Genomic DNA, 22,671 nt, shown 5'->3' with positions numbered 1-22,671 from the left:
CACGCAGAATGCTCAAAGCGTCGATCCGGCAAGACTGCAGGGATGTGAGTCCGCCGACGCGTACCGGATAAGTACGGTGAGGCGGGTACACGGCTGAGAACGAAGCTGGACGGCGGTGTCAGCATGGTAATCAGGTCACCGCACCGCCGCACGACGAGCCCGCTCCCGCCGTGCATCCGTAACAATGATTTCGAGTGGTGATCTCCCGCTGATGGAGTCGTGCCGGATCGAAGTCCCGGATGTGCGAAAGGGCATCGGGCCGCACCGGAAGGTCCAGCATCTGGTTGAAATCACAATCGTAGAGCGCCCCGTCCCAGCCGACCGAGAGGGTATAGCGGCACATGACGCCGGCGGCGGCAGCGGGATTGTACGCACTCGCAAGACGTGCCATGTATCCCTGGTAATTGCCGCTTTCCAGTAGAAATTCAAGGAACCGGCTCACCGGCATGTTCGTGATCGTATAGAGGTGGTTGAATTCCACGCCATGCTTGGTGCGGAGCTCTCTCCGGAATTGCGCCTCGATCGCCTCCTGTTTGGGAGGCAGAAAGGCGCCGACTGGATTGTGCACGAGATTCAAGAGCAACCCGCTGCCCTCACGGCCGTAGCCGAGCGCGTTCAGCAGGCGAAGCGCCTGGATGGATTTGTCGAAGATACCCTCACCCCGTTGCGCGTCGGTCTGCGCGGCGCGGTAATAGGGAAGAGAGGCGACGATCTCTACCTGGTGTGCCGCGAGAAAGGCTGCCAGGTCGGCCTGCGAGGGCAACAGCAGTACCGAGAGGTTACAGCGGTCCATCACGTGCCGGTTCAGGGCACGGGCCTGCTCGACCAGCCAACGAAAATTGAGATTGAGTTCCGGCGCTCCGCCGGTGATGTCGACGGTTGGAATGTCCGTCTGCGCCAGGGCCGCGATGCATTGCTCAGCGGTTTCTCGAGACATGCGTTCGGTCCGGTCAGGCCCTGCGTCTACGTGGCAATGGCGGCACGTTTGGTTGCAGAGTTTGCCCACATTGAGTTGAAGCACTGTGATGCCGGTCGCGTGGAGCGGGGACAGACCACTTCGGCGAAGTTGTTCCTCAAACGGCAGGCAGGTCCCGATCTCTGCAAGTACCTTCAATTGCTCGGCAGAAGACGCAAGCGGTTTGTGTTGGCCCACAAGCGTCAGTGCCATCGTGGGCCATCCCAAGTCGTGTGGAGCGCGTTCATCGCCGGAGTCCTGGCCTCAGTGTTTGTGCTGCACGGTGAGCAAGGTCGAGGTAGGAAAACGTAATTCACAGCATCCAAAGTCCAGCACCTGTTCGCCTCGACGTTTCATCGCTCGCTGGACGGTTGGCTCGACTCGATAACAGACTTGTTTGCCGTGTCGATGCCCCTCCACTAATCCGGCCTCCCGAAGAATGCGGAGGTGATGGGACACATGTGGCTGCGAGCAGCAGAGGGTTTGTGTGAGGTCGCTCACGCACTTTTCGCCCAACAACAGTGATTCCAAAATACGCAAACGCGTTTCATCGCCCATGGCCTTCAAGACGGCGGCACACTCACGCGGGGTGGTCAGATTGGCGATGGCGTGGCGTGGCATCAGCAGCAATTCCCTTCAGGCGAACAACTGACCGCCTCCCCCTCCACCGCGCTCGCACTTCGGTGGTAGATGGTGAAGTGAGGCCGGTAGGTGTCCTGCATCAGGACGTGCTGGGTTTTGGAGCAGATTTCCAACGGCACTCCGCGATAGTACTGATGATGATCATCGTCTTCAGCGCTGATGATCGGCCCGGTGAGAATGGCGTAGGCGCCTTGCCAGACGCAGGGCTTCTGCTCTGGGAGGACCGCGCACCAGCGGGGATCAGCCGCATCGAGGGTGATCGGAGCCGGCCCGATGAGGAAGAGTGAGCGCAATGGCTCACTCCGCAGCAGTTGCGCACCGTGCGCCTCAATGGGTTGCGGGACACCGCGTCGGTACTGTTGGCCCAGTTCGTCGGTCACGGTGGAAAAGGGGCCGCAGAGCGTGGCAAAGAGCGGGGCCTCTTTCCCGACCGCTTCAGGGAGCTTGTACCCGGTCAGGGTGACGGACAGAAAATGAACGCCGTCGATCGATTGCCAGGCCCCGGACTTGATCTGGTGCACGGCGCGAAAGCCGGCATCCACCATCCCGCCAATGTAGTCCTGGACCTGCAGGGCTCCCGAAAGGCAATCGCCCCACTTGGCGGCGTCGTGGACCATATATTGCGGCACCACTTGGTCTGAGACGATATCGGAGATCGTGAAGCGACCACCGGGTTTCAAGACACGGTACATCTCGCGGAAGACCTTGCGTTTGTCAGGGGCCAGGTTGATGACACAGTTCGAGATGATGAGGTCGATGCTGGCGTCCTCGACCGGCATGGCATCGGCCATGCCCTTGCGGAATTCGGTGTTCGGCTGCGGATACCCGAGATTTGTGGCGACGATGGGGGCATGGCGGCGGGCGATCTCCAGCATGGTGTCGGTCATATCGATTCCGATGACCCGGCCATTGGCGCCTACACGGCGTGCCGCTTCGAAGCAATCAATCCCGCCGCCGGAGCCGATATCCAACACGGTTTCACCTGGTTGCACCGTGTCCAGCCCGGCGGGCGTGCCGCACCCGTAGGAAATGTTCAGAACCGCATCCGGAATGAACGAGCGCAGATCGTCAAAGTTGTACCCCGTTGGGCAGCACATCTGCTCGCCCGTCGAGGCGGCGCGAGCATAACGCTCGCTGACTTTTTGTGTAATATCGTCGGTGGGCATATCCCCCTCATGTCTCCTTCGGATGATATGGAATGAATTCTATGTAACACATTTTGCATGAACTCGGCCAATGGGGAGCTGGTGCAACGAATAGTCTGATGACGCCCGTCCCTCGGAAGATCGTTCTCGAGAGAACTCAGCGGCCGACGGTTGCACATTCTACGGAACTACCCACGCAAATGGGGAGGCGAGTTCCTTCCCAGATGCCTCGCCCCCACGCTATCCCTCAGAACGTGATGATCTGATACCCCTGCGAAACGAGTTTTTTGAAGCTCGGATGGCCGTCGTACTCCCCTGCTAGTGCGATCCCGCAGGCGGCGACTTGGTCTTTCACGCCGAAGGCGCCCGCACAAAAGTCACAGGCTCCGCTGATGCGATCTTTCACTGCCACGTATAGCCCGTGGGCCATGTGATCGGGCTTCTCCAACTCCACGATCCATTTGGGCCCGGCGCCGTCAAAGATGAGTTGGACATCGTCCTGACCATCTTTGAACTCTTTGACGGCCTCCATCGCGTTCACCACGCGCCCTAACCCTTCGTGTGTTTGCGTGTCCGCCAGTACAACAATCGCCACTTTTGACATCGCGCACTCCTTTCCCGACGTACAGATAAATGAAGAGACGGCTCCGCTGCAGACTTGAGCGAACCCGTCGATATGCCGCCATACGCAAGACTTTACTGCGCCGACCCTCCTCACATCTGTGAGCTGGCTTACAAAAGGACCTTAAAACCTTTCGGCGACGTTCTCAGCCGTGCCATGCCGCACAGACGGTCGGATTCCTCGTTCGGCCTTGGGATGGATTGGCGCGCTGCGGAGGAAAAGGGCAATGAACCTGTTCTTTCAAGCCGTTGCCTTGTCGGGAATAGATGAGTACCGTACAGGACTCCAACAATGAGGTGCGCACATGGAACGGTCGCCATCCATTCCGAATAAGCTGTGGTTCCTGAAACACATTCGATTGTTTGACGGGATCTCTCCCTCAGCCATGCACGAGATGGAGAAGATCACCCGCATGGAAGAGGTCAGAAAACGGCAGCCGCTGTATCTTCCAGGTGATCCCAGCAGCAGCGTGTATTTGCTCAAGCGCGGCCGAGTTAAAATTGCCAATACGGCGGCAAATGGAAAGGAGGTCACCTTCGAGATCATCGAGGCCGGCGACGTGTTTGGAGAACTCGACGTGCTGCAGGATACTCCCAGGTCCACCTCAGCGGAGGCTCTCGACGATGCGTTGATCTGCGTGATTCCGCGCAAGGAATTTGATCAGTATTTGGCCATGCATCCGAATGTGACCATCAACCTGACGAAACTGATCGGACTCAGGTTGAAGAAGATCCAGAGTCGTGTGGAGGACCTGGTGTTCCGCGATGTGCCGGCCAGGCTGGCGCATCTCCTTTCGGAGTTGGGCAAGAGCGAAGGTGATCCGGGCCCGCAGGGAGTGCGTCTAAAGGTGAAGCTGACCCATCAGGAAATGGCCAATCTTATCGGCTGCAGCCGGGAAACGGTGAGCACAACGTTAGGGCAGTTCAGGGAAGAAGGGCTGATCCATACTGAGGGGCGCACGGTGATCATCCTTCAACCCGACGCGCTGGTGCGACTCGCCTCCTAAGACCGCCTTTGGGGCGGCCTCGCCGTGGGCGTTGGTCTTTTCGCAGTGATCCTTTCTCCCCCTCTCAGCTGTGCCCTTGCAGTCGCTGCAGGAGCCATTCTCTTTCAGGAAGACCTGTCGCTACCAATGTCCCGTTGACGAGAAAGGCCGGGAATACAATGAGCCCGCTGGACTCGGTACTGCGTTCTGCGGATATCAGCTCAATGGTCCAGTCGGGGAGCCGTTGCCGAACCTCTTCCGCCAACTTCTGCACGGAATGGATGGAGAGACAGCCCTGGTGTACCACAATGGTGAGACGCGCCATGCGGTCACTTTAGAGGAGACCGGTCGTCTGTTCTGTGAGGGCCATGACAGAAGAAGTGTTTGCGACCAAGGATCCATCCATAGCGGGCTGCGGAAAAACTCATTTTTGCACGCCACGCCGCGATCAGCTCACGTGGCGTGTTGGTATCACGATAGTAGGCAGGATGCGCAACAAGGCCATCCAGCAAGGCCGCAGCGAGTGAAGCGGCGAATCGTACTCTCGTCGTACGTTGAGCCTCTGAACGATGCGAGAACGCCGCTGGTGGACTTTTTCCGCATCCTGATAGGGGGCGAGGGTGACGCCTTTCGATCAGCGGAGTAGGAAGTGCATCGGATAACTGGTGGGCGCTGTTAGGGGACTGGGTTCATAGGAATAGCATACGGGCTGTGTGCCTAGAAACATACGCCAGGGATCGCCTCACCGCTACGGCCTGTTGAACGGTCAACAGGCATGGGGTATGGTTCACGAGCCGTGGGGATCGCCATAGAGAAGCATTGGCAAATTAGCTTCGCGGCCGAAAGCCCCAATTGTAGCTGTTCACACTCCATGAGTCATATATGGCAATTCCTGACTACCAGTCCGTCATGCTTCCGCTCCTTCGTCTTGCTTCCGATGGGAACGAACACACATTGCGCGAGGCCGTTGAGGAATTGGCCGAACGATTCAACCTGACGGAGGGGGAAAGAAAAGAGTTACTGCCCAGTGGATCGCAATTCACCTTCGCTAACCGCGTTGGCTGGGCTCGAACCTATATGAATAAGGCAGCGCTACTGGAATCTACCCGCCGTGGGTACTTTCGGATCACCCAGCGAGGCCGGGACGTGCTCTCGAAAAACCTGCCAGAGCTCAACGTCAGATTCCTCGGTCAGTTCCCGGAGTTTATTGCATTCCGGACAAAACACCGGGATTCCGAGCCAGCCAACGAGCCGACCGAAACCGACAGCCTGCAGACACCGGGAGAACTTCTCGAAAGTGCCTATCAGAAACTGCGCGAGGATCTTTCTTCGGAATTGCTGAAAACCACAAAAGAATGTTCCCCGGCCTTCTTCGAGCGGCTGGTCATCGATGTGCTAGTGAAGATGGGGTATGGAGGTTCCCGCAAAGAAGCGGGAAAAGCAATCGGTCGCAGTGGGGACGAAGGAATCGATGGAATCATTAACGAAGACCGTCTAGGTCTTGATGTGATCTATCTCCAGGCCAAGCGTTGGCAAGCACCGATCGGCCGTCCCGACATTCAAAAATTTGCGGGCGCCTTACAAGGACATCGCGCGAACAAAGGCATCTTCATCACCACGTCCGGTTTCACTCGGGAGGCTGAAGACTATGTCGCCAAGATCAACTCAAAAATCGTTCTCATAGATGGGGACCAATTATCCCAGCTCATGATCGATCACAATGTTGGCGTCACATCAGTCACGTCGTATGAAACCAAGAAAATTGACAGCGACTACTTCATTGAAGGCTGACCGATGGCTAACGTCTTGCGCGCGGACAGGACATTGGTCGCGGCGATGTCGTTGTTGCGCATCTGCCAGGTCGGCTTGGTGTAGCCTCATAACGTAGGGGCATAGCGGGGCGACCGCAACGGTCGCCCCGCCTTCATCCGGTGAAATGGCCTAGCCGCTACCGCATCGAGGCCATCGGCTTCTCGACGATATCCCCCTTCATCGGGCCGAGCGCGCCCAGCAACTCGTTTTTCTCCTTCTCCGGCACTTTGAACTTGTTCAGCGTGGCGACCAGGTCGCCGACCAGCGCATCGAAGTCGCTGCTGCTGACACCCATACCCGCGTGGGTGCTCTTCATGTCGCGGCCGGTGTAGGTGCAAGGGCCGCCGGAGGCCTGACAAATCTGATCAACCAGCATGCTCTTCAGACGTGGGATATTGGCGTTGGCAAACTTCCCGTTGATGCGGCTGTCGGCGGCCACGCGTCCGACAAAATCATCGACCACAGCGGTGATGGCGGTTTTGCCGCCTAAGCGATCATACAGGGATTTTTCCGTGGCGGCCGTACCGGCTGGCGACGAGCCCATGCTATTGCAAGCGGAGACGGTCAGCGCAAGACCGAAGACCATGGCGAGTGATGCAATGCGGTGAGACATGATGTGTCCTCCTGGTTAAGAGTCTGTATGGCGGGCCGCCTTATCGGCCTCTCTGTCTGTGATTACGAGAGCTGAAGGCAATTGGATCTCCGCCCTTACGAAAAAAGTGCCGTTGCGCCACGGTGAGCCCGATGCTACAGTTCCGCCTGACACGGAGAGCAATCAGACATCCAAGAGAACGGGTGCACTCGTAGACCTTCACGAGGACACCCATGTGTGACACCCAGACCGTGGCCAACGCACCATCGATTCATGAGCAGGAATGGGCGGGACTCCTCGCGCGTATTGCGGTCGGAGACCAATCCGCGCTGGCGGAGCTGTACGATGTCAGCAGCGCGAAGGTCTTCGGCCTGGCGATGAAGATTCTCGGGGATCATGCGGCCGCCGAGGAGACGACCCTGGATGTCTATACTCAGGTCTGGCGCCGGATCTCGACCTATGACGCGGAGCGAGGCACGCCGGGGGGGTGGCTCATGACGCTCACGAAGAGCCGAGCCATCGACCGGTTTCGGAGCAGCTATCTGGAGCGGGGCCGGCACGTTCCGCTCGAACAAGCGGCCGAGTTGCCGGGCCATGAGGACACGCCGGAACAATACAGCGCGGGATTGGAACGGCAACGTTTCGTGCAGGACGCATTGGCGAGCCTCTCCGTCGAACAGCGCCAGGCGATCGCGCTGGCCTACTATTGGGGCTTGAGTCAGAGTGAAATTGCCGATCACCTGAAGCTGCCGCTGGGGACAGTGAAGACGCGGATGAGGCTGGGGATGATCAAATTGCGCGAAGTGCTCGCGCCTCACGGGGAGGGGTTGCTGTCATGACCGATCCTCGCCGCGAACAGGATTTGGCCGAACTGGCGGCACTCTATGCGTTGGAGGCCCTCGGCGACGACGCGCAGCGGGAGTTCACGCGTGCATTGGAGACCGCCTCCGCCTCCACACGGGAAGATGTGGCAGCGTTTCAAAATGTGGTGCAGGAGCTGGCGTTTAGTGGCCCGGCTATCCCTCCTCCGGCCTCTCTCAAGGAGCGGCTCATGGCGCAAATCGCGCGGGAACCGCAGGAGCCCGCTGAAGCAACAGGCTTCACCTTCGTCCGGAGCAAGGGCCTGGCTTGGCAGGAATTGGCCCCGGGGCTCTTGATGAAGGTCTTGTTTCACGATCAGGCGGCGGCACGCACGACCATGTTGTTGCGGTTGGCTCCCGGCGGCGCGCTGATCGGCCACCGCCATCCGCAGGTCGAAGAGTTGTATGTGCTTGAGGGAAGCTGTGTCTGCGCCGGTGAGTTTCTGCAGGCCGGGGATTACCATCGTGCAGAGGCAGGCACCGTGCATCCCGTCACCTCAAGCGAACAGGGGTGTCTGGCCCTGGTCATGACCTCGTCCAAAAACGAACCCATCCGGTAGCGAATCGATCGCTACGGTTTCCCACCCGGGCGCCTGAAGAATACCAGCCAGTACAGCATCACGTTCACCAGCAGCACGAGCAGACCTAGCAGGATTTGAATCTCGCGCGTCAGTGCTGCGGGATACAGCAGGGGTGGAAGGTAGCGGCCGATGAAGTCGGTTCCGCCCGCCGATTCACCACCCAGCGTGCGTAAATCATGCTCGAGTGGCGTCAGCGGACAGATCCAGCCAGTGAACTCGATGAGGGCGCCCCAGGCCACCGCCGGCACATGGAGCCACGCCAGGGCTCGCCATTTCAGCAGCAGCACCCCGCCACCGATCACGAAGAGGACAAAACCCAGGTGCAGCAGCAGGACGAGGTCGGCGCCGACGCGATACCACATGGGCCGATAGTGTGCAGCAACCCCGGGATGAACACAATGAGCGGCAGAATGTCTACAACATCAGGGGAGTGGAACGCTGGTCGGGTGGCGCGGGATAAATCAGATGGCCGGACTGGACTATTGCGAATGTCGTGAGTTGGTGCTGCTTGACCTGGTGGGCACCTAGAATATGGGTGACCTCCCACCCGCGTGACACAAGGGCATCAGCGACCAGGGAGCGATGGCAACGCCAGGGGACGGCTTCTGCGCACATGATGGCGGTTCGTTCATGCTCGCCATGGGCCATCAGCTCGCCGAGTGCCCTCTCAAATTCTTCTGTCTGCATGTAGTCGGCGTACCCTCGAAAGCCCGCGTTCTTCCAGCCGTTGTTAGGTGAATCGGATCGTGCCGTTCGACGCCCGCCTAACCTCGGCATTGCTTCATGCCGGATTCCCGCCATCGGAACACTCTTGGCCAACGCAGCCGAATGAAAATGAGGATATCGCCGAGAACCGGGGTAGCGGCGGATATCCACCAGCCGCAGGACGCCGTGGGTTTGGAGGAGCGCGAGAAACTCTTCGATTGAATGGGTCGAGTGACCGATCGTCCAGAGTCGTTGAGTGGGAGTGAGGAGTGATTGGCTCATGACAGTTGGGCGAGAACATCCCCTGTCGAGGGATGGTCATGAAACGGAAGCATCAATTGCGCGCTCGGTGGCACAATGGCCCGGCGGGCCCAGTCCTCCAACTGTCCGGCATCTTCCAGAATATCGACCGGCACTTCGTAATAGTGTGTGAGAAGTTGCCTGCCGTTCGGGCGAAACGGCTGCATGCCGCGCGCGGCATACGCCGATTGGGTCGTCTCATGTGTCTTTAAGTAGAACCGGCCTTTGTGAATGATCCCAAAGAACGTCTCGCGCTGATACAGACCGTGGCCACCGAACATCGCTTTACAGATGATGTGGGGGACCCGGCCGAGTTGGTCCAGGACAAAATCTTTGAAGCTGTCGGCACGCATGCGCCACGCACCTTTCGCGTTTTCCCGCATGGACGTCGGCCATATATGTCGGCTCGACAGGCCGGCGGCAGCGTCGTAAATCGTTGCATCGGCGGGGAGTCATCGAGCCTGACTCCTCCGCCGTGGCGCACTGTGCAACATTCCGGCATTCATTTCAATGCTTGGAGCGAGTCCCGGAGTTCACGGACTTCCGTGGCGAACAGTTCCAAATGCTGACTGCGTTGGGGTTGATCATCCTTGAACTTCGAGACCCGCTTAAAGATCGCCCAGAGTTCCTTGTTATGCGTGACAACCAAGTCATAGGCCGGCAGGGCGCGTTTGTTTTTGTCCACGCAGCAAATGGTGTTGTCGAAGGCGTGGAGCTGATTGTGCAGATCATCAAAGGCCTGGTCCTTCCCTTTCCCCTGCTGGCCGGACTTGGCGGAGGCTTCCATCATATTCGTCAGGTTGATCAAGGTCTCAACCGTGGTTCCACCCTTGGCCTTCTCGGTGAAGTCTTTGGCGTGAGGGTAGAACACATAGCTGCACCCGCCGGTTGTGACGAGCACGAAGCCCAGGAGGCTGCGAAGAATGAGGTGTCGCATGAGCACGCTCCTTTCTCGATAGGGACCAGAGGCTGTCGGCACGAGTGTGTCGCCGCAATGCCACTGGTTCAACTGGCGGTAACCCTAGTCTCTCTCCATGGGAAACTCGACACCCGAGAACTAGGGGGTTTGCTAGTGGGGCAACGGGGAGGGAACGTGCAGATTGATAATTGCTCACGGCGGTTCACCTAACATTCGGAGGATGGGTATGCGTACATTCATGACGGCGCTGGTTATCGGCGTGTGTGTGTCGGTAGGAATGATGTTTTCTGCGGAGGCCAGTGAGACCAAGGCCAAGATGGAGAAGGCCAAGGGTGAAATGAAGGCGGATGTCGAGGAGATGAAGGGCGAGGCGAAGGCGATGAAAGAGGAGTTGAAGGGGAACGAGACGAAGGCTGAGTTGGAACGGGCAAAAGGCAAAATGAAGGGAGCCGGAGAGCGGGCGAAGGGGAAGGTGAAGGAGTTGAAGGAAAAAGTCACCGACTAAGGTCCGGTCAGTCCGCCACATGCCCGGCGACGCACGCCGTCGCCGGGCATGTGCCCCGCTTGGAGCGTTACTGAGGCTTGCGTGCGCTGACGATCCGCACCGCAATCGGCAATGAAACCCCTTCCGGTCGTCGGTATTCGTTTGCAGCCTTGATGATGCCGCGTTTCGCCTCGGCTTGTTGCGCCGGGGTGAGTTTGGCAAAGAGGTTTTGGATTGGTGCGGCGACGTCCATCAGTCCGAGAAAAAACTCTTCCGCCGTGGCGTAGGTCACTTCGGCCGTGAACTCCTGATCATCCAGCAGTATGAGCCCGGCACGTTCGAACATGCCTGCCAAGTCGCCTGGACGCGCCAGACGGAAGATCCCCGGCGCCTCGGGATCGGGCGGTGGAAGGGGCGTGATGGTTTTGATCACGTCCATCGGAATGCGAATGAAGGGATTTTTGTCCGGGGCCGACCAGACGGCGGCTGCGACATATCCTCCCGGCTTCAGCACGCGCGCGATTTCCGCAGTGGCCCTGGGAATCTCTGGCAGGAACATCAAGCAGAACCGGCTGATGATCGAGTCCATCGAACCGGAGTCGAACGGCAATGCTGTCACATCTCCGGTCCGAAAGCTGACGTGTTGCAGGCCAAGCGTCTTCGCTTTGCGAGAGGCCACCGCCAGCATGGATTCAGCGAGATCGATGCCGACCACCGTTCCATCAGCCCCCACCACCTCACCGGCCAAAAGCGCCGGATACCCGGTCCCTGACCCCAAGTCCAAGACCTGAAGTCCCGGGCGGATGCGCGCATCAGCCACCAGCCGGTGGTTGATAAATGCCATGGTACGATTGAAAAACTGATCCCATTTATCCCAGCCGGCGGCGACGCGATTCCAATCCTCTCGCTGGGCTTCGATCAGAGCTGCGGGTGTTTGTGACGGCATCGGCGGGCTCCTTGTGGGACGACGTAAGTGAGGGCTATTTCACACGCTCAAAGGCAAACACTTTCGGCACGTCTTTTCCGGCCTTGCTCAATGTCCAGGTTTGGGTGAAGTGGTCGTGGTCTTTGACTTCGATCGAAAGCTGATGCATGTGCACATCGGTTGGATTCTTCAAATTCGTCGCATCCACGAAGGAAAACACAATGGTTTTCTCTCCGTCTTTGATTGCCGCGGCGCGCATGCGCGGCTGGTTATCGAGCGAACAATAATGCGTCAACATCAGCTGGTCGCCGTCGCTATAATACATGGTCGTCATCGGAGGGCTATCGGGAGGCGTCAGGATTTCGGTGAGAGTCGTGCCGCCTGAGCTGAGGGCAAACGCGATCTTGTGGGCCTTCCCGTCCGCGTCCGCTCCTTTCCATTCTCCCGCAAGGAATTTTAAGGGCGTCAGGCTGGTATCAGGCATGTCGGCGGCTTGGGTCACGAGGGGGATGAGGAGGAGAAAGAAGAGGCTATAGAGAGTGCGGTGAATTCCACGCGGCATGCAAGCCCTCCATTAAACAGGGAAGATGCGGAACACGGTTCAGTCAAGCATGCCTCCAAGGTCGAGATCAAGACTTTTCCGGCGCTGTCGCAAAACTGGACGGCAGGAAGCTGGAAAGTCAGTGAGAAATACACGTATTCGGACTGGTGAGTACAAAGCAGAAGGACAGAGAGTCATTCCGCAATCCGCGCCAGTTGGTTGCTCCACCTGCCGCTGTAAGAATTTCCACCTCGTTCCGTCTGTAGTGGTGCACGGCAGATATCACCACTCACAGGGAGGCTGCGCATGAGCAGGTATCATTTGGCGACTGCAACCGCACCACGCCACGCAGAGTCAAAAGGACATGATCATCATCGAAATGACCATGAAAGCCGACAGGCTGAGCGCGATCATCTTGGCCATCGACACCATCAGGAGCATGGTGAAGAGAAACACCGGACACCGTCACTCGATCGAACGGCGCTCATGGCGACCCTGCATTGCTTGAGCGGCTGCACGATCGGCGAAGTCCTTGGGATGGCGATCGGCACGGCGTTGGGTTGGAGTAGCTGGCCTACGGTCGGACTTGCTATTGCGCTGGCTTTTTCCTTCGGCTATGCCATGACCGTCTATCCGTTGCGGCGGGCGGGTATGGCCTGGGGAACGGCGCTGGGGTTGGCCTTTGCCTCCGATACCCTCTCGATGGCGGCCATGGAATTGGTGGACAACGCCCTCATGGTCATCATTCCCGGCGCCATGGAAGCCGGATTGCTTGATCCACTGTTCTGGGGCAGCCTGATTGTGTCACTGTTCATGGCCGGAGTCGCGGCATTTCCCGTCAACCGCTGGTTGATTGCGCGGGGCAAGGGCCATGCGCTGGTGCATGGGCAGCATGGCCACTGAGACGGTTCGGTTGCAATGGTCGATCCGCTGCTGCGATATGCCGGACCCGACTTCCCGTCACCCTCTCGCGAGCGAGGCCGGGCGAGAACTGCCTCGAGGGCGAGAGAATCGGACGGCAGAACAGGCATTCATGAATAGTCCGGGCCGGGATGTTGATCACGGTGATTGAGGAGCGATTCAGCATGACCATTGGAAAATATGTGCGCAGCATCGCGGTCGTGGCCACAGCCGCGGCCGCCCTCGCGCTGGCGGGGTGCAGTCAGTTCGAACCGCGCGACAAGCGGTTTTATTACCGCGCCTTGTGGAATTTTTCGTTGCGGGAAGATCTGGCCGAACTCGACAGTGAGTTCAATGGCGTCGACTTCGGCCATTCCAATTTGTACGAGAATTTACTGCTGACCGGCGGTCAGGACGTACCGGCCATTGAGGAGCGGGCCCGGAAGGAGACGCTCGCGTTCATCGCGACCAAGCCGCGACTGAACCCCAACGAAGAGGCCATTGCCCCCACCTACATGAAGCTGGCCTGGCGCGCGCAGAACACCTTCGACGAAGCGCATGCGTTGCACCGCGCCACGTATGACATTGCCGTGTCGGACGAACCGGACAAGGATCGCGCGATCCAGGATGTCTTGACCTATTACAAGGACAGCGAGTATGCCATCACGTCCAAGCAACTGGACCACCGCCGCCTGGATGCCTTCCCCTATTCCAAAGCGTTTCGGCAGCGGTTCCCGCTCTTCAACGCCACGATTTGGTCGTACCACTATCTGCAGGTCGCGGTCTACGATCCACTGCTGGCCGCGCGCGACCTGGCCGCGAAAGCTCAGGCGGTGCGTCCGATTCTCACAACCTATCGCCGGTATCTCGATCAGCCGCCCGTAGAGTGGACGTTCATGCCACTCACGGCGGAACTGAGCCCGCAGTTTGCCGCGCGGTATCCGGAGATTGCGCATATCTTCGACAATCTGCATATGCTGCACGACAACATCAGCGATATCCTGACGAGCGAGGGGCTTCCGACGTGGGAGGCGAAGCGCGCTGAAATTTATCGCCTGGTGAATCACTACTATCTCGCGAGTGCGGATGCGACCAATCCGATGATCGTGCAAGGAGAGGAGCATCACCATTGAAGCTGAGGGGTAACCGATTTCTTGCGCAGGTGCTCGTCGGGGCCCTCATGCTGACGCCCGTGCCGTTGTCTGCCTTGGATCATGACAACCTTGATCCCAACCGTCCGATCGGAATGGAGGATGCCTACGCCGTTCCGAAAGGAGAGATCGGCCTGGAAGGCGGTGTGCGATTCAATGACCGGCGTCAGGGGCGTACCAACGTCACCTTTCAGCCGCAAATCATTTATGGCGCATTCGACAATACTCAGATCGAAATTCAGGGGGATTTGTTCACCGACCCTCATTCGCTTGTGGGAGCCAATAAGTCCGGGGATCTCCACCTCGGGGTCCTCTATAACTTCAATACGGAAACATTGATGCTGCCGGCGTTTGCCGTTCGCGTCGAGGCGGATCTGCCCACCGGCGTGAACTCGAAAGGGGTGGATACGCAACTCACCGGCATCCTGACCCGGTCGTTCGGGCGGCTGCGCGTGCATTTCAATGGGGGGTACACCGTACTCGGCTCTCCGCAAGGGCAGGAGCGGTCCGGTGTCTATCGTGCCGTCGCGGCGGTGAGTTATCCCTTGGGGTATCCCGCTCGTTTTCGCGACACGTTGATTGCCAGCCTCTACACCAGACAATCCGACCTCCAAGGCCAGCGGAACCACACCGGTGTGGAGATCGGCCTGCGCCACCAGCTCACCTCGCGTGTCGTGTTGGATGGCGGACTCGGCACCGAATTCCTCGGGCCTTCCGACAGGGCGGCATTGCTGGGAACCGTCGGCGTTTCATTGGGATTTTAGGATGTTACGGAGCAGCAGTTCGCAGGCTCGTTGGTTCGATGACAACCTTGACGTGGTGTGTTTTGCAAGCAGATAATGCGCGCGTCTCCGGAGGCGGGCATGGGACAAACCGGTCGTTGCGCGGGCAGTCTCGTTGCGCAGTGCAGTTTCCTCGTGGCGGTTGCCTCCGTTGACGCCTGCTGCGAAGCCACCGGCAAGGGCAATCAGGACACCTGCGAACCCCTCATCCGCGTACTCGAGAAAAGGCGCAACCAGACCGGCATGTATCCCGCTCGCGCCCGGTGCCGCTCCGTTCTCGGGTCCTACGCGCCCGCCCCGTCCTTCTTGCTCGCAGCCCGCGCATGATCAGCATGCGCCAGGCCCATGCGTGCAGGGAAGACCGCTGCGGCTGCTCCCCGGAAGAATGAAGGGGAGGAGGGAGAACCATGAGATTTCGGCGCCCAGCCTTGTATGGCCATCGTTGGACGGGCGCGCTGGGTGATCTGCTAGGCCACTCCGGGGAGTAGAACGAGAAGGCAAGGGCTCGCAATCATACGCTTCGTATGGCGAGGTGGATTCGCGAGTGATTTAGAATGCCACCAATTGACAGTCGCCTGTGAGCATCGGTAGGCTAAGAAAAACGGGAGGGTTGGTGATGGCACTTCTTCTCGCAGTGTATTTGTTCTTTTCCGCAGTCATTCCCGCAACAGCGGTTGAAGGTATGCAGACTCCCGCAGCCATCGTGATCAAGGCCGATGTCTTGTATTGGGAAGAGGGCGAGCTGATCGTCAAAGAATTCTCCGGTCACGAAGAGCGCCTGAAGGTGACGCCTGAGACCAAAATTGAGGGCGTGATTGCCGGACGATTAAAAACCGGGGACAAGATCGTAGCGCAGATCACCGATGACCGAAGGGCGCTCTCCATCAAGTTGCAGGTTCCCGACGGCAGGTAATGGTTCCTTTTCGAGCGTATTGCCGCAGCATGTTCACAATGGCCGCCAGCGCGGCCGTAGCACATGAAGGGTCGAGGCACACCTCTGTGGTACGTTGAGAACCTGCATGAAGCGGCACCACGCTACGGCCATCTTCAACATCCTATTAGTCCAGGATTGAGAAGGCGCCGATAAAGTACGGCCCTTTCGCAGCCTGAGCCCCTCGAATCCGCACTTCGATCACATCCTGCACCCATCCGCCGACCAACCAGGGGTTGGGGGCCAGGCTGGACCAGTACCACCAGCTGCCGTTTGATTTCTTGAACCAGAACTGAATCGGTTCGGTTCCCGCCACTCTGATCACCGGCATGTCGAAAACGCGCGGCTGGTGGCTCACCCGATCTTCCATCCAGATTTTGATCCAGTGATCTTTGCCATGCGTGCCGAGTGTTCGCGGTTCATGAATCCAATCGGCTGCCACGCAGTCATTGCCGACCGATCGTCCGTATCCCGCGCCCGGGCCGTCGCCCGGGTCGACGAAACAAGGCGTGAGCAGACTGGGACTATCGAACGTCAGGTGGATATGTCCGTAGGTCATATCTTCGACGTTGATGTAGTTGCCGAAACAGCGATGACGGTAGGTCCAGCAAGCTTGATGGGTGGCATTACACGGTTGTAACTCGCCTGAATTGTCGATCCCGGTGGGAAAGCCGAAGTTCCCCCTCGCTTGGCCGTAGATGTAGGTCAAGGCAAACGTATTGTCGAAATCGACGACGCAGTCCCCAAGCCAGTTGTGGGCTTCGGCCGGCTCGGCCGTCAGGAGCTGCCCGCCGATCGTTACGGCAACGCTGAGCGTCAGCAGGGCGAGGATTCGTAAGGGCTTCATGGTCAATTCCTTTCTCTGTTTGATCCGGGCCAAGTGAGCCTGACCGGCTCGGGTCGGCTCACCAGGGCCGTCACTTGGTCATCGGTCCAGGATTATCCAGGTCGCGTAATTGCTGAAAGGCCTGACGTCGCTCGGCTTCCGGCAGAAGAAGAGCCGCGTGGTGATAGTGATCCACCAAACGCTGTTTCTGCCGGAAGGTGGTGGCTTGAGAAATTTGCGTAAGCAGTGCGTTCAGATCGATTCGCTCGGAAGGATTTGATTGGCGCTGCGAAGATTCTGCCAGCATCGCGCGCACCTCGACGTCGCTGGCTTGTCGCGGACCTTGGAGTGCGTCTCCTGCTTCCCCGACCGGCCCTCCGGGCACGAACTGATGGGGCGGCGGAGGGACACATCCGGACAGGGCACTGATGGCTAGGACTGCTACGTGCGGGATGACGAGTGTGAGGCGCGATCTATATGAGATGGAATACATATTGACCTCCTGCGCGGGCCTCCCCGTTGGTTGTCCTCGTGAGGCGACATGCGTCCCTGGCACTCTGTTTGAGAATGGGAAAAGGCAACCTTCGGGCCATGAAGCCAGTGGGCGTGATTCGTGCGCAATAACAAGTGTTTGAGGTACATCAGCTCGACGGGCAGTGGAGCGGAGCGGCGTGAGCGGGTATCGCATACGATACAGAGCCGTATCCCATCCGATACAACTACGTAGTCTGGAATTGACGGACGATTTCGAACCGTGGCCGGTCCCATCCGGAATCGGCAATCGTTGATCGCGATCGAAGTTGCCGCGCCGCAGCGCAGGAAAAGTGGCGATGCCGCCAGACTGTGCGGGGATGGTCACTGCCTGATCGAAATGAGCTATGACTGACGGATGCGGGTGCTGTGTGGCGCCCCGGCCCCACAGAGAGGTCACACCGGCTCAAGGTGGACCGCCGTTCTAGGACCGCTTGGGCAATCGCACGGGATGACGCCGGTGAAACCAGTCTCGAATGAGCGTCCCGATGACCAGAACAGGAACAGCCAGTAGCCATACGTACCAACTTGCCCAAAGCGCGGGGTCGTGCATGATGGTTCCTCCAGTCCGTGTGCCGATGAAGAGAGCAAGCACCATACCGTAATCTGTTGCGTCGAGGGATTATGCCGTCATACCCCAAACTATTCGATAATATGCGTCTATCGGCGGCTGAAGCGGCAGGCCGCCTCATGGCACGACGCGCCCGGCAATTTTTGCCGTCGCAAAAACCTCACACGGCGTGATGCCGTTCCCACAGGTGTTGAGGGTCCTTTGACCCCTATCCCAGCAACCGGACCAGCTGCGGGAGCCATGGAAGGATCGCGATGCCTGCGCAAATGGAGAGTGCGACGATCGAGGTGACCAGGTCTTCGTCGAGCCCTGTCTCTGCGGCAAAGATCACGGCGGTGACGGCGGAGGGCATGGCGGCGATCAGGATGACGATCGCCCGTTCGATCCCGGTGAGGTTCAGCACATATGCGGCGCCGAATCCGAGGAGCAGGCCGCCCGCCATGCGCATCACTACGCCGAGAGCGGCCAAGGCCAGGGTGCGGCGAAGGGCGGTGAAGCTGATCGACAGGCCCAGGACCAGGCTTGCCAGTGGCGTGGTACTCAAGTGAACCGGCGTCAAGACCTCTCGCAGCCAGGTCGGAAGATGCCACTCCGCCAGCGCACACAGCAGACTGATACAAAGCGCCCATAAGGGCGGTGACGAGACAAATCGAACGAAGGCGGATTGAGCGGTCGCACTCTTGGCCCCGTGCCACACGGCAATGGCATAGAGGACGGTCAGTGTCAGCGTCGTTTGCCCCAGGTCGAAGAGGATCGCGTGCGCCAGGCCGCTGTCGCCGAACGTGGCGAGCACGACGGGGTAGGCGAAGTACACGGAGTTGATGCAGCCGGTGCCCAGTAGAAATCCGCCTTGCGATGCGCGCGGCAGGTGAAGCACGCGCGCCAGCGGCCAGGCGCACAATTCCATGGAGAGTGTGATCAGGCAGGCTGCGACGGGCAGCTTCCACGCGCTGGGAGCCACGGCGACATGATCGAGTGAGACGACAATCGTCGCTGGCAGACTGATCGAAAAGACGATGGATGCGAGCCGTTCCGCGTGCCGTTTGCCGAGCAGCCCGGAGGAACGGAGCAACGCGCCGAGCATGAAAATGGCGATGAAGGCTTGGAGCGCGGCGGGCATCGGGTGGAAGCGTACCAGAAAACCGGTTGCAAGAGGAGGCACGGCCTGCCGTGAATCATCCCGCCTTTTTCTGTGCGGCGGGGTCGCGAGCCTGGTACGATGGCGCACTTCATGAATCAGCCCCAGCCATCAGCGCAGCCGCGGCAAGCGGCGGTCTTGTTTATCCTCGTCACGGTCGTCCTCGACATGTTGTCGTTCGGGATCATCATTCCCGTGCTGCCGAAACTGGTCGAGGAGTTTCTGGGCGGCGACACGGCGCAGGCGGCGGAAATATACGGTCTGATGGGTACGTCCTGGGCGCTGATGCAGTTTGTCTGCTCACCGATTCAGGGCGCCCTCTCCGATCGGTTCGGGCGTCGTCCGGTGGTGCTCCTTTCCAATTTGGGGCTCGGCCTCGATTTCATCCTGATGGCGCTGGCTCCCAGCCTGGCCTGGCTCTTCGCCGGTCGAGTGATATCTGGAATCGCATCATCGAGTTTCAGCACCGCAGGCGCGTATATCGCCGATGTGACGCCGTCGGAGAAACGCGCCGCCGCGTTCGGTATGATGGGGGCGTCGTTCGGGCTGGGCTTCGTGCTGGGACCGGCTGTAGGCGGCCTACTGGGCGCGATTGATCCACGCTGGCCCTTCTGGGGCGCCGCTGCGACAAGTGTGCTCAATGCCTGCTACGGATTTTTTGTCTTGCCGGAATCACTTCCCGTGGAGAAGCGGGCTCCGTTCCGATGGCAGCGGGCCAACCCGGCCGGCGCCTTGATCCTTCTGCGCTCCCATCACGAACTGTTCGGTCTGGCGGCCGCCAATTTTCTCATGAACCTGGCTCACGGGGTGCTGCCCAGCGTGGCCGTGTTGTATTTGGGGTATCGGTATGGCTGGGGTCCGTCGGCAGTGGGATTCACGCTTGCGGCGGTCGGGATGTGCGCCATGATTGTCCAGGGCACCTTGGTGCGGCCCATCACGGCGCGGCTGGGGGAGCGCCGCACGTTGCTCACGGGGCTCCTCTGCGGCGCGACCGGCTTCGCCATTTATGGACTGGCGCCCACGCCGTTCCTGTATTGCCTTGGTATTCCGGTGATGGCGTTTTGGGGACTGGCCGGTCCCTCCGCGCAGGTGTTCATGACGCGCCGGGTGAGCGCCTCTGAGCAAGGACAACTGCAAGGGGCGATTGCCAGCCTCACCGGCATTGCCGGATTGATCGGTCCGACATTGTTCACCCAGACTTTTGCTGCGTTCATCGGCCCGCAAGCCGACTGGCAGTTGCCCGGAGCGCCCTATCTCCTCTCGACGGTGCTGCTGTTGGTCAGTGCGGGCACGGCCTGGCGCGCGACCCGGGCCGCTTGACCGGCCCGGGCGCTCGAGCAGGCTAGCCTCTGCCTACCGGACACCGTGTACGAAGAGTTCCCGGCTGCGATACATCGCCAGCGCCCGCGTCTCCGCCGCTTCCGCTTCCGGTTGCTGTCCTAACTGCCGGTAAAGGTCCGCGAGGAGCGACCAGGCATCGGCTTCGCCGGCGGTATCCTGTATCGCCTGGGCAATGTGAAGGGCCCGTTTCCCCAGCGCGACCCGATCATCCAGCGAATCCTTCCCTTGATCGAGCCGGGCGAGCCGCAGATGCAACATGCCTTCGAATGGCAGGTGATGCTCCGCTTGGGCCAGCGCAAGGGCGTCCAGGTAGGTCGCTCGGGCATCTTCGAGGCGGCTCAGCAGCCAATAGGCGTCTCCGAGCGCGACGGTGGCGGTGAACTGCTGATCGACGTGGCGCCGAGTGCGCGCCTCTTCCGCCGCCTGCTGCAAGGACGAGAGTCCGGCATCTGCCGAGCCTTCGACGACGTGCAGAAGCCCTAGCTGCACCATCGTTTCGTTCCATCCTCTCGCATTCCTCACGCGGGTAAACAAGGCGGCGGCCCGGGTGAGGGCGTCGCGCGATTCGCCAGGGTGCCCCAGTTGTGCGGCCACGCGGCCCATCGCCAGCAGGGTTTCCGCATGGGCGGACCGGTCAGACGCTTGGGCGAATAAGTGCTCGGCCTCCTTCAAGGACGTATGGGCTTCTTGCAGCTTCCCTTGCCGTTCATGCACGCGCGCAATTTTCACCAGCGTGGTGGCGATGCCCTGGTTTTGCTGTTTCTCCCGGAACTTCGAGAGCGCGAGTTGGTAATAGGTCAACGTTTCATGCCAATGTTCTTGCTGGTCGTGGACCTCACCGATGCGAAGCAATTCATGGCCGGACAGCTGATTGGGCGAGGCGATGGGAGTGACGTCTCCCTGGGGAACGGCCAGGGCCTGAGCCGGCAGACACCAGAGCAGGAGGAACCAGAAACCGATCATGCTGCGTCTCCATCAAGTCGTAGAATTGCGGCCTATGCCGGAGAGCGATCTGTCGCGTAAGCTTGCATCCGCGTCCCGGCCAGGTCAAGAGATCTGAGGCGGGTCCCCGGACGGCCTTGTGTATGCCTGGCCGACCGGCTGTCGGGTGAATACGAAGAAATTCAGCGACGGAGCGAAGAACCGGTTATACTCAGCGGCTGTGCTCTGAGGGGAGCGATGACATGGGCCAAACCAGCAGCGGAAAGGGATGAAGGACATGGCAGGTGCACCAGTGACCCGGCGAAAGAAGCGGACTCCGCAACAAAACAAGAATGCCCCTGTGAAAAAGACCAGGAAGGCCCGCGCCGGCAAGCCATCCGGCGCCGTGATCGTCTTGTCGGGGGCCACACCGCTCCGTCGGCAAAAGGCGGCTGAAGTCCTGGCGGAGGAGCTGCAGTTGCATCTCGCCAGTGTGGATTTGTCGGCGGTCGTCAGCAAACATGCCCGCGAGACCGAAAAAAATGTGAATCGCGTATTCGATATGGCGAATCGCCACGGGTCGATTCTCTTCTTTGATGAGGCCGATGCCTTGTTTGGAAAAGGCACGCCGCTCAACGACGCCGGCGATCGGTATGCGAACACTGACGTTTCGCATCTCCTGCAGTGCATCGAGCATCACCAGGGACTGGTCATTCTGACGACCAACGGCAAGAGCCGGATCGAGGAAGTTTTCTCGCCGGAAAAGCCGGTCATTGTGCTGGGCGGGACCGCGAAGAAAAAACCGTCTCAAAAGAAGGCTTCCTCAGCGGTGAAACCAAAAAGGAGGGCGGCCAAAAAGAAGTAAGGAGAGCCTATCGTGCCGGAGAGAACGCGTTCGTCCACGTCCCGCTCCCTTACGGACTTGTCAGCAGCGCCACTTTGGCAGATCGATCCAATGCCTTAATGGCGGCCTCGCGCTGTAACGCGGCGCCTTTGTTATCCAGTGATTCGGTATACCGCACCGTAAACGGTCCCCGACGTTTCGTATATTTCGCGCCTGTTCCGCTTGCGTGCGCCCGCAAACGACGTTCCAAGTCATTCGTGATGCCGGTGTAGAGGCTACCGTCGGCACACTCCAGGATATAGACAATCCACATCATGAGTGGTGAAGCTTGAAGGGTTTTGCGCGCAGGTTCGGTTCCGCCGGACAAGAGGTGCGCCGCGCGTGCGAGATCATAGCTGAAAAGACGGGAAGAGGCGATTATTTGGAGAAGGTGGGAAAGATCGTCAATCCCAGGCCGGACAGCAGGGCGGCTAGAATGAGTGCTGCGGCCAATGCCACGATCAGAAACTTCCGGTCCTTGCGCACCGAATCGTGAAACCGGTACTTGCTGGATTTGTGTAACCGATGAGTAGCCATGATGTGTTCAGGCCTGATCGGAGGTGTCGTTGGCAAGTACGTGCAGCCATCCTCATCAGAGCGCGCCCAGTATGACGGCCTCGGCTCCAGA

29 protein-coding genes are annotated in these 22,671 nt (G+C 59.4%); 12 read left to right on the top strand and 17 right to left on the bottom strand.

Translation table 11 applies throughout. The annotated features are described in order from the left end of the window. Window positions 1-130: 130 nt before the first annotated feature. The 4 genes from GDA65_00655 to GDA65_00640 all read right to left on the bottom strand — a co-directional run bounded on the left by GDA65_00655 (window position 131) and on the right by GDA65_00640 (window position 3,346). Window positions 131-1,168, bottom strand: a complete 1,038-nt coding sequence (locus GDA65_00655) for a radical SAM/Cys-rich domain protein (GenBank protein ID MBA5861207.1) — start codon at window positions 1,166-1,168, stop codon at window positions 131-133. Between the two features lie 51 nt (window positions 1,169-1,219). Continuing rightward, window positions 1,220-1,576: a metalloregulator ArsR/SmtB family transcription factor gene (locus tag GDA65_00650; GenBank protein ID MBA5861206.1), complete on the bottom strand. Its 357-nt coding sequence runs from the start codon at window positions 1,574-1,576 to the stop codon at window positions 1,220-1,222. Continuing rightward, entirely contained in the window at window positions 1,576-2,763 is a 1,188-nt protein-coding gene (locus GDA65_00645; GenBank protein MBA5861205.1) for a methyltransferase domain-containing protein, read from the bottom strand. Before GDA65_00645 ends, GDA65_00650 begins: the two co-directional genes overlap by 1 nt. A 226-nt stretch (window positions 2,764-2,989) precedes the next feature. After that, window positions 2,990-3,346: a hypothetical protein gene (locus tag GDA65_00640; protein MBA5861204.1), complete on the bottom strand. Its 357-nt coding sequence runs from the start codon at window positions 3,344-3,346 to the stop codon at window positions 2,990-2,992. Between the two features lie 322 nt (window positions 3,347-3,668). Here GDA65_00640 and GDA65_00635 point away from each other — a divergent pair, with 322 nt between their 5' ends. Beyond that, complete coding sequence (locus GDA65_00635) at window positions 3,669-4,370, top strand: cyclic nucleotide-binding domain-containing protein (GenBank protein MBA5861203.1); 702 nt, start codon at window positions 3,669-3,671, stop codon at window positions 4,368-4,370. 64 nt (window positions 4,371-4,434) lie between these two features. Here GDA65_00635 and GDA65_00630 read toward each other — a convergent pair whose 3' ends face one another. Further along, complete coding sequence (locus tag GDA65_00630) at window positions 4,435-4,674, bottom strand: hypothetical protein (protein MBA5861202.1); 240 nt, start codon at window positions 4,672-4,674, stop codon at window positions 4,435-4,437. Window positions 4,675-5,231: 557 nt separating this feature from the next. On the opposite strand from GDA65_00630, the gene GDA65_00625 reads away from it, so the two are divergent. After that, window positions 5,232-6,140, top strand: a complete 909-nt coding sequence (locus GDA65_00625; GenBank protein ID MBA5861201.1) for a restriction endonuclease — start codon at window positions 5,232-5,234, stop codon at window positions 6,138-6,140. Window positions 6,141-6,297: 157 nt separating this feature from the next. On the opposite strand, the gene GDA65_00620 is transcribed toward GDA65_00625, so the two are convergent. Next, the gene (locus tag GDA65_00620) at window positions 6,298-6,774 is read right to left on the bottom strand and encodes a group 1 truncated hemoglobin (GenBank protein ID MBA5861200.1); all 477 of its coding nucleotides are present in this window, start codon (window positions 6,772-6,774) and stop codon (window positions 6,298-6,300) included. 212 nt (window positions 6,775-6,986) lie between these two features. On the opposite strand from GDA65_00620, the gene GDA65_00615 reads away from it, so the two are divergent. Continuing rightward, window positions 6,987-7,592: a sigma-70 family RNA polymerase sigma factor gene (locus tag GDA65_00615; GenBank protein MBA5861199.1), complete on the top strand. Its 606-nt coding sequence runs from the start codon at window positions 6,987-6,989 to the stop codon at window positions 7,590-7,592. Next, window positions 7,589-8,173: a hypothetical protein gene (locus tag GDA65_00610; GenBank protein MBA5861198.1), complete on the top strand. Its 585-nt coding sequence runs from the start codon at window positions 7,589-7,591 to the stop codon at window positions 8,171-8,173. Before GDA65_00615 ends, GDA65_00610 begins: the two co-directional genes overlap by 4 nt. Before the next feature lie 11 nt (window positions 8,174-8,184). Here the strand turns inward: GDA65_00610 and GDA65_00605 are convergent, their stop codons facing one another. The 4 genes from GDA65_00605 to GDA65_00590 form a co-directional block, all read right to left on the bottom strand. After that, a complete protein-coding gene (locus GDA65_00605; GenBank protein MBA5861197.1) occupies window positions 8,185-8,556 on the bottom strand; it encodes a DUF2784 family protein in 372 nt (123 codons plus the stop codon). A 52-nt stretch (window positions 8,557-8,608) separates the two neighbouring features. Next, complete coding sequence (locus tag GDA65_00600) at window positions 8,609-9,181, bottom strand: DUF488 family protein (GenBank protein MBA5861196.1); 573 nt, start codon at window positions 9,179-9,181, stop codon at window positions 8,609-8,611. Continuing rightward, window positions 9,178-9,582 (bottom strand): competence protein TfoX, encoded by a 405-nt coding sequence (locus GDA65_00595; GenBank protein ID MBA5861195.1) that lies wholly within the window; start codon window positions 9,580-9,582, stop codon window positions 9,178-9,180. The genes GDA65_00600 and GDA65_00595 overlap by 4 nt, the downstream gene beginning before the upstream one ends. Window positions 9,583-9,701: 119 nt before the next feature. Continuing rightward, entirely contained in the window at window positions 9,702-10,136 is a 435-nt protein-coding gene (locus GDA65_00590; protein MBA5861194.1) for a hypothetical protein, read from the bottom strand. 208 nt (window positions 10,137-10,344) lie between these two features. Between GDA65_00590 and GDA65_00585 the strand changes: the two genes are divergently transcribed. Further along, complete coding sequence (locus tag GDA65_00585) at window positions 10,345-10,623, top strand: hypothetical protein (protein ID MBA5861193.1); 279 nt, start codon at window positions 10,345-10,347, stop codon at window positions 10,621-10,623. Between the two features lie 67 nt (window positions 10,624-10,690). Here the strand turns inward: GDA65_00585 and GDA65_00580 are convergent, their stop codons facing one another. Then, window positions 10,691-11,548 carry a methyltransferase domain-containing protein gene (locus tag GDA65_00580; GenBank protein MBA5861192.1) on the bottom strand — a complete coding sequence of 286 codons (858 nt, stop codon included), beginning with the start codon at window positions 11,546-11,548 and terminating at the stop codon, window positions 10,691-10,693. A 34-nt stretch (window positions 11,549-11,582) separates the two neighbouring features. Further along, the gene (locus GDA65_00575) at window positions 11,583-12,089 is read right to left on the bottom strand and encodes a hypothetical protein (protein ID MBA5861191.1); all 507 of its coding nucleotides are present in this window, start codon (window positions 12,087-12,089) and stop codon (window positions 11,583-11,585) included. 285 nt (window positions 12,090-12,374) lie between these two features. On the opposite strand from GDA65_00575, the gene GDA65_00570 reads away from it, so the two are divergent. From GDA65_00570 to GDA65_00550, 5 genes are all read left to right on the top strand, one after another. Next, complete coding sequence (locus tag GDA65_00570; GenBank protein MBA5861190.1) at window positions 12,375-12,971, top strand: DUF4396 domain-containing protein; 597 nt, start codon at window positions 12,375-12,377, stop codon at window positions 12,969-12,971. A 182-nt stretch (window positions 12,972-13,153) separates the two neighbouring features. After that, on the top strand, window positions 13,154-14,101 hold the full coding sequence (locus GDA65_00565) for a hypothetical protein (protein MBA5861189.1): 948 nt from the start codon (window positions 13,154-13,156) through the stop codon (window positions 14,099-14,101). Then, window positions 14,098-14,883: a hypothetical protein gene (locus GDA65_00560; GenBank protein MBA5861188.1), complete on the top strand. Its 786-nt coding sequence runs from the start codon at window positions 14,098-14,100 to the stop codon at window positions 14,881-14,883. Before GDA65_00565 ends, GDA65_00560 begins: the two co-directional genes overlap by 4 nt. Window positions 14,884-14,982: 99 nt before the next feature. Then, entirely contained in the window at window positions 14,983-15,228 is a 246-nt protein-coding gene (locus GDA65_00555) for a hypothetical protein (GenBank protein MBA5861187.1), read from the top strand. Window positions 15,229-15,517: 289 nt separating this feature from the next. Then, on the top strand, window positions 15,518-15,814 hold the full coding sequence (locus GDA65_00550; protein ID MBA5861186.1) for a hypothetical protein: 297 nt from the start codon (window positions 15,518-15,520) through the stop codon (window positions 15,812-15,814). A 145-nt stretch (window positions 15,815-15,959) separates the two neighbouring features. Here GDA65_00550 and GDA65_00545 read toward each other — a convergent pair whose 3' ends face one another. The 3 genes from GDA65_00545 to GDA65_00535 all read right to left on the bottom strand — a co-directional run bounded on the left by GDA65_00545 (window position 15,960) and on the right by GDA65_00535 (window position 18,922). After that, window positions 15,960-16,679, bottom strand: coding sequence for a hypothetical protein (locus GDA65_00545; GenBank protein MBA5861185.1), 720 nt, complete (start codon window positions 16,677-16,679; stop codon window positions 15,960-15,962). Between the two features lie 70 nt (window positions 16,680-16,749). Beyond that, the gene (locus tag GDA65_00540) at window positions 16,750-17,151 is read right to left on the bottom strand and encodes a hypothetical protein (protein ID MBA5861184.1); all 402 of its coding nucleotides are present in this window, start codon (window positions 17,149-17,151) and stop codon (window positions 16,750-16,752) included. 817 nt (window positions 17,152-17,968) lie between these two features. Next, on the bottom strand, window positions 17,969-18,922 hold the full coding sequence (locus GDA65_00535) for a hypothetical protein (protein MBA5861183.1): 954 nt from the start codon (window positions 18,920-18,922) through the stop codon (window positions 17,969-17,971). 57 nt (window positions 18,923-18,979) lie between these two features. Here GDA65_00535 and GDA65_00530 point away from each other — a divergent pair, with 57 nt between their 5' ends. Beyond that, entirely contained in the window at window positions 18,980-20,218 is a 1,239-nt protein-coding gene (locus GDA65_00530) for an MFS transporter (GenBank protein ID MBA5861182.1), read from the top strand. 33 nt (window positions 20,219-20,251) lie between these two features. Here GDA65_00530 and GDA65_00525 read toward each other — a convergent pair whose 3' ends face one another. Further along, complete coding sequence (locus GDA65_00525) at window positions 20,252-21,202, bottom strand: tetratricopeptide repeat protein (GenBank protein ID MBA5861181.1); 951 nt, start codon at window positions 21,200-21,202, stop codon at window positions 20,252-20,254. 256 nt (window positions 21,203-21,458) lie between these two features. Here GDA65_00525 and GDA65_00520 point away from each other — a divergent pair, with 256 nt between their 5' ends. Further along, window positions 21,459-22,025, top strand: coding sequence for an AAA family ATPase (locus tag GDA65_00520; protein ID MBA5861180.1), 567 nt, complete (start codon window positions 21,459-21,461; stop codon window positions 22,023-22,025). A gap of 49 nt (window positions 22,026-22,074) precedes the next feature. On the opposite strand, the gene GDA65_00515 is transcribed toward GDA65_00520, so the two are convergent. Beyond that, window positions 22,075-22,320, bottom strand: a complete 246-nt coding sequence (locus GDA65_00515; GenBank protein MBA5861179.1) for a GIY-YIG nuclease family protein — start codon at window positions 22,318-22,320, stop codon at window positions 22,075-22,077. Window positions 22,321-22,671 lie beyond the last annotated feature (351 nt).

The sequence above is a fragment of the Nitrospira sp. CR1.1 genome (assembly GCA_014055465.1).
GTDB lineage: Bacteria > Nitrospirota > Nitrospiria > Nitrospirales > Nitrospiraceae > Nitrospira_A.
This window is presented reverse-complemented; position numbering and strand designations above follow the sequence as displayed.

Coding starts and splice junctions, on each gene's coding strand:
- GDA65_00655 (MBA5861207.1), bottom strand. CDS start 1,168: ATGGCACTGACGCTTGTGGGCCAACACAAACCGCTTGCGTCTTCTGCC.
- GDA65_00650 (MBA5861206.1), bottom strand. CDS start 1,576: ATGCCACGCCACGCCATCGCCAATCTGACCACCCCGCGTGAGTGTGCC.
- GDA65_00645 (MBA5861205.1), bottom strand. CDS start 2,763: ATGCCCACCGACGATATTACACAAAAAGTCAGCGAGCGTTATGCTCGC.
- GDA65_00640 (MBA5861204.1), bottom strand. CDS start 3,346: ATGTCAAAAGTGGCGATTGTTGTACTGGCGGACACGCAAACACACGAA.
- GDA65_00635 (MBA5861203.1), top strand. CDS start 3,669: ATGGAACGGTCGCCATCCATTCCGAATAAGCTGTGGTTCCTGAAACAC.
- GDA65_00630 (MBA5861202.1), bottom strand. CDS start 4,674: ATGGCGCGTCTCACCATTGTGGTACACCAGGGCTGTCTCTCCATCCAT.
- GDA65_00625 (MBA5861201.1), top strand. CDS start 5,232: ATGGCAATTCCTGACTACCAGTCCGTCATGCTTCCGCTCCTTCGTCTT.
- GDA65_00620 (MBA5861200.1), bottom strand. CDS start 6,774: ATGTCTCACCGCATTGCATCACTCGCCATGGTCTTCGGTCTTGCGCTG.
- GDA65_00615 (MBA5861199.1), top strand. CDS start 6,987: ATGTGTGACACCCAGACCGTGGCCAACGCACCATCGATTCATGAGCAG.
- GDA65_00610 (MBA5861198.1), top strand. CDS start 7,589: ATGACCGATCCTCGCCGCGAACAGGATTTGGCCGAACTGGCGGCACTC.
- GDA65_00605 (MBA5861197.1), bottom strand. CDS start 8,556: ATGTGGTATCGCGTCGGCGCCGACCTCGTCCTGCTGCTGCACCTGGGT.
- GDA65_00600 (MBA5861196.1), bottom strand. CDS start 9,181: ATGAGCCAATCACTCCTCACTCCCACTCAACGACTCTGGACGATCGGT.
- GDA65_00595 (MBA5861195.1), bottom strand. CDS start 9,582: ATGCGGGAAAACGCGAAAGGTGCGTGGCGCATGCGTGCCGACAGCTTC.
- GDA65_00590 (MBA5861194.1), bottom strand. CDS start 10,136: ATGCGACACCTCATTCTTCGCAGCCTCCTGGGCTTCGTGCTCGTCACA.
- GDA65_00585 (MBA5861193.1), top strand. CDS start 10,345: ATGCGTACATTCATGACGGCGCTGGTTATCGGCGTGTGTGTGTCGGTA.
- GDA65_00580 (MBA5861192.1), bottom strand. CDS start 11,548: ATGCCGTCACAAACACCCGCAGCTCTGATCGAAGCCCAGCGAGAGGAT.
- GDA65_00575 (MBA5861191.1), bottom strand. CDS start 12,089: ATGCCGCGTGGAATTCACCGCACTCTCTATAGCCTCTTCTTTCTCCTC.
- GDA65_00570 (MBA5861190.1), top strand. CDS start 12,375: ATGAGCAGGTATCATTTGGCGACTGCAACCGCACCACGCCACGCAGAG.
- GDA65_00565 (MBA5861189.1), top strand. CDS start 13,154: ATGACCATTGGAAAATATGTGCGCAGCATCGCGGTCGTGGCCACAGCC.
- GDA65_00555 (MBA5861187.1), top strand. CDS start 14,983: ATGGGACAAACCGGTCGTTGCGCGGGCAGTCTCGTTGCGCAGTGCAGT.
- GDA65_00550 (MBA5861186.1), top strand. CDS start 15,518: ATGGCACTTCTTCTCGCAGTGTATTTGTTCTTTTCCGCAGTCATTCCC.
- GDA65_00545 (MBA5861185.1), bottom strand. CDS start 16,679: ATGAAGCCCTTACGAATCCTCGCCCTGCTGACGCTCAGCGTTGCCGTA.
- GDA65_00540 (MBA5861184.1), bottom strand. CDS start 17,151: ATGTATTCCATCTCATATAGATCGCGCCTCACACTCGTCATCCCGCAC.
- GDA65_00530 (MBA5861182.1), top strand. CDS start 18,980: ATGGCGCACTTCATGAATCAGCCCCAGCCATCAGCGCAGCCGCGGCAA.
- GDA65_00525 (MBA5861181.1), bottom strand. CDS start 21,202: ATGATCGGTTTCTGGTTCCTCCTGCTCTGGTGTCTGCCGGCTCAGGCC.
- GDA65_00520 (MBA5861180.1), top strand. CDS start 21,459: ATGGCAGGTGCACCAGTGACCCGGCGAAAGAAGCGGACTCCGCAACAA.
- GDA65_00515 (MBA5861179.1), bottom strand. CDS start 22,320: ATGATGTGGATTGTCTATATCCTGGAGTGTGCCGACGGTAGCCTCTAC.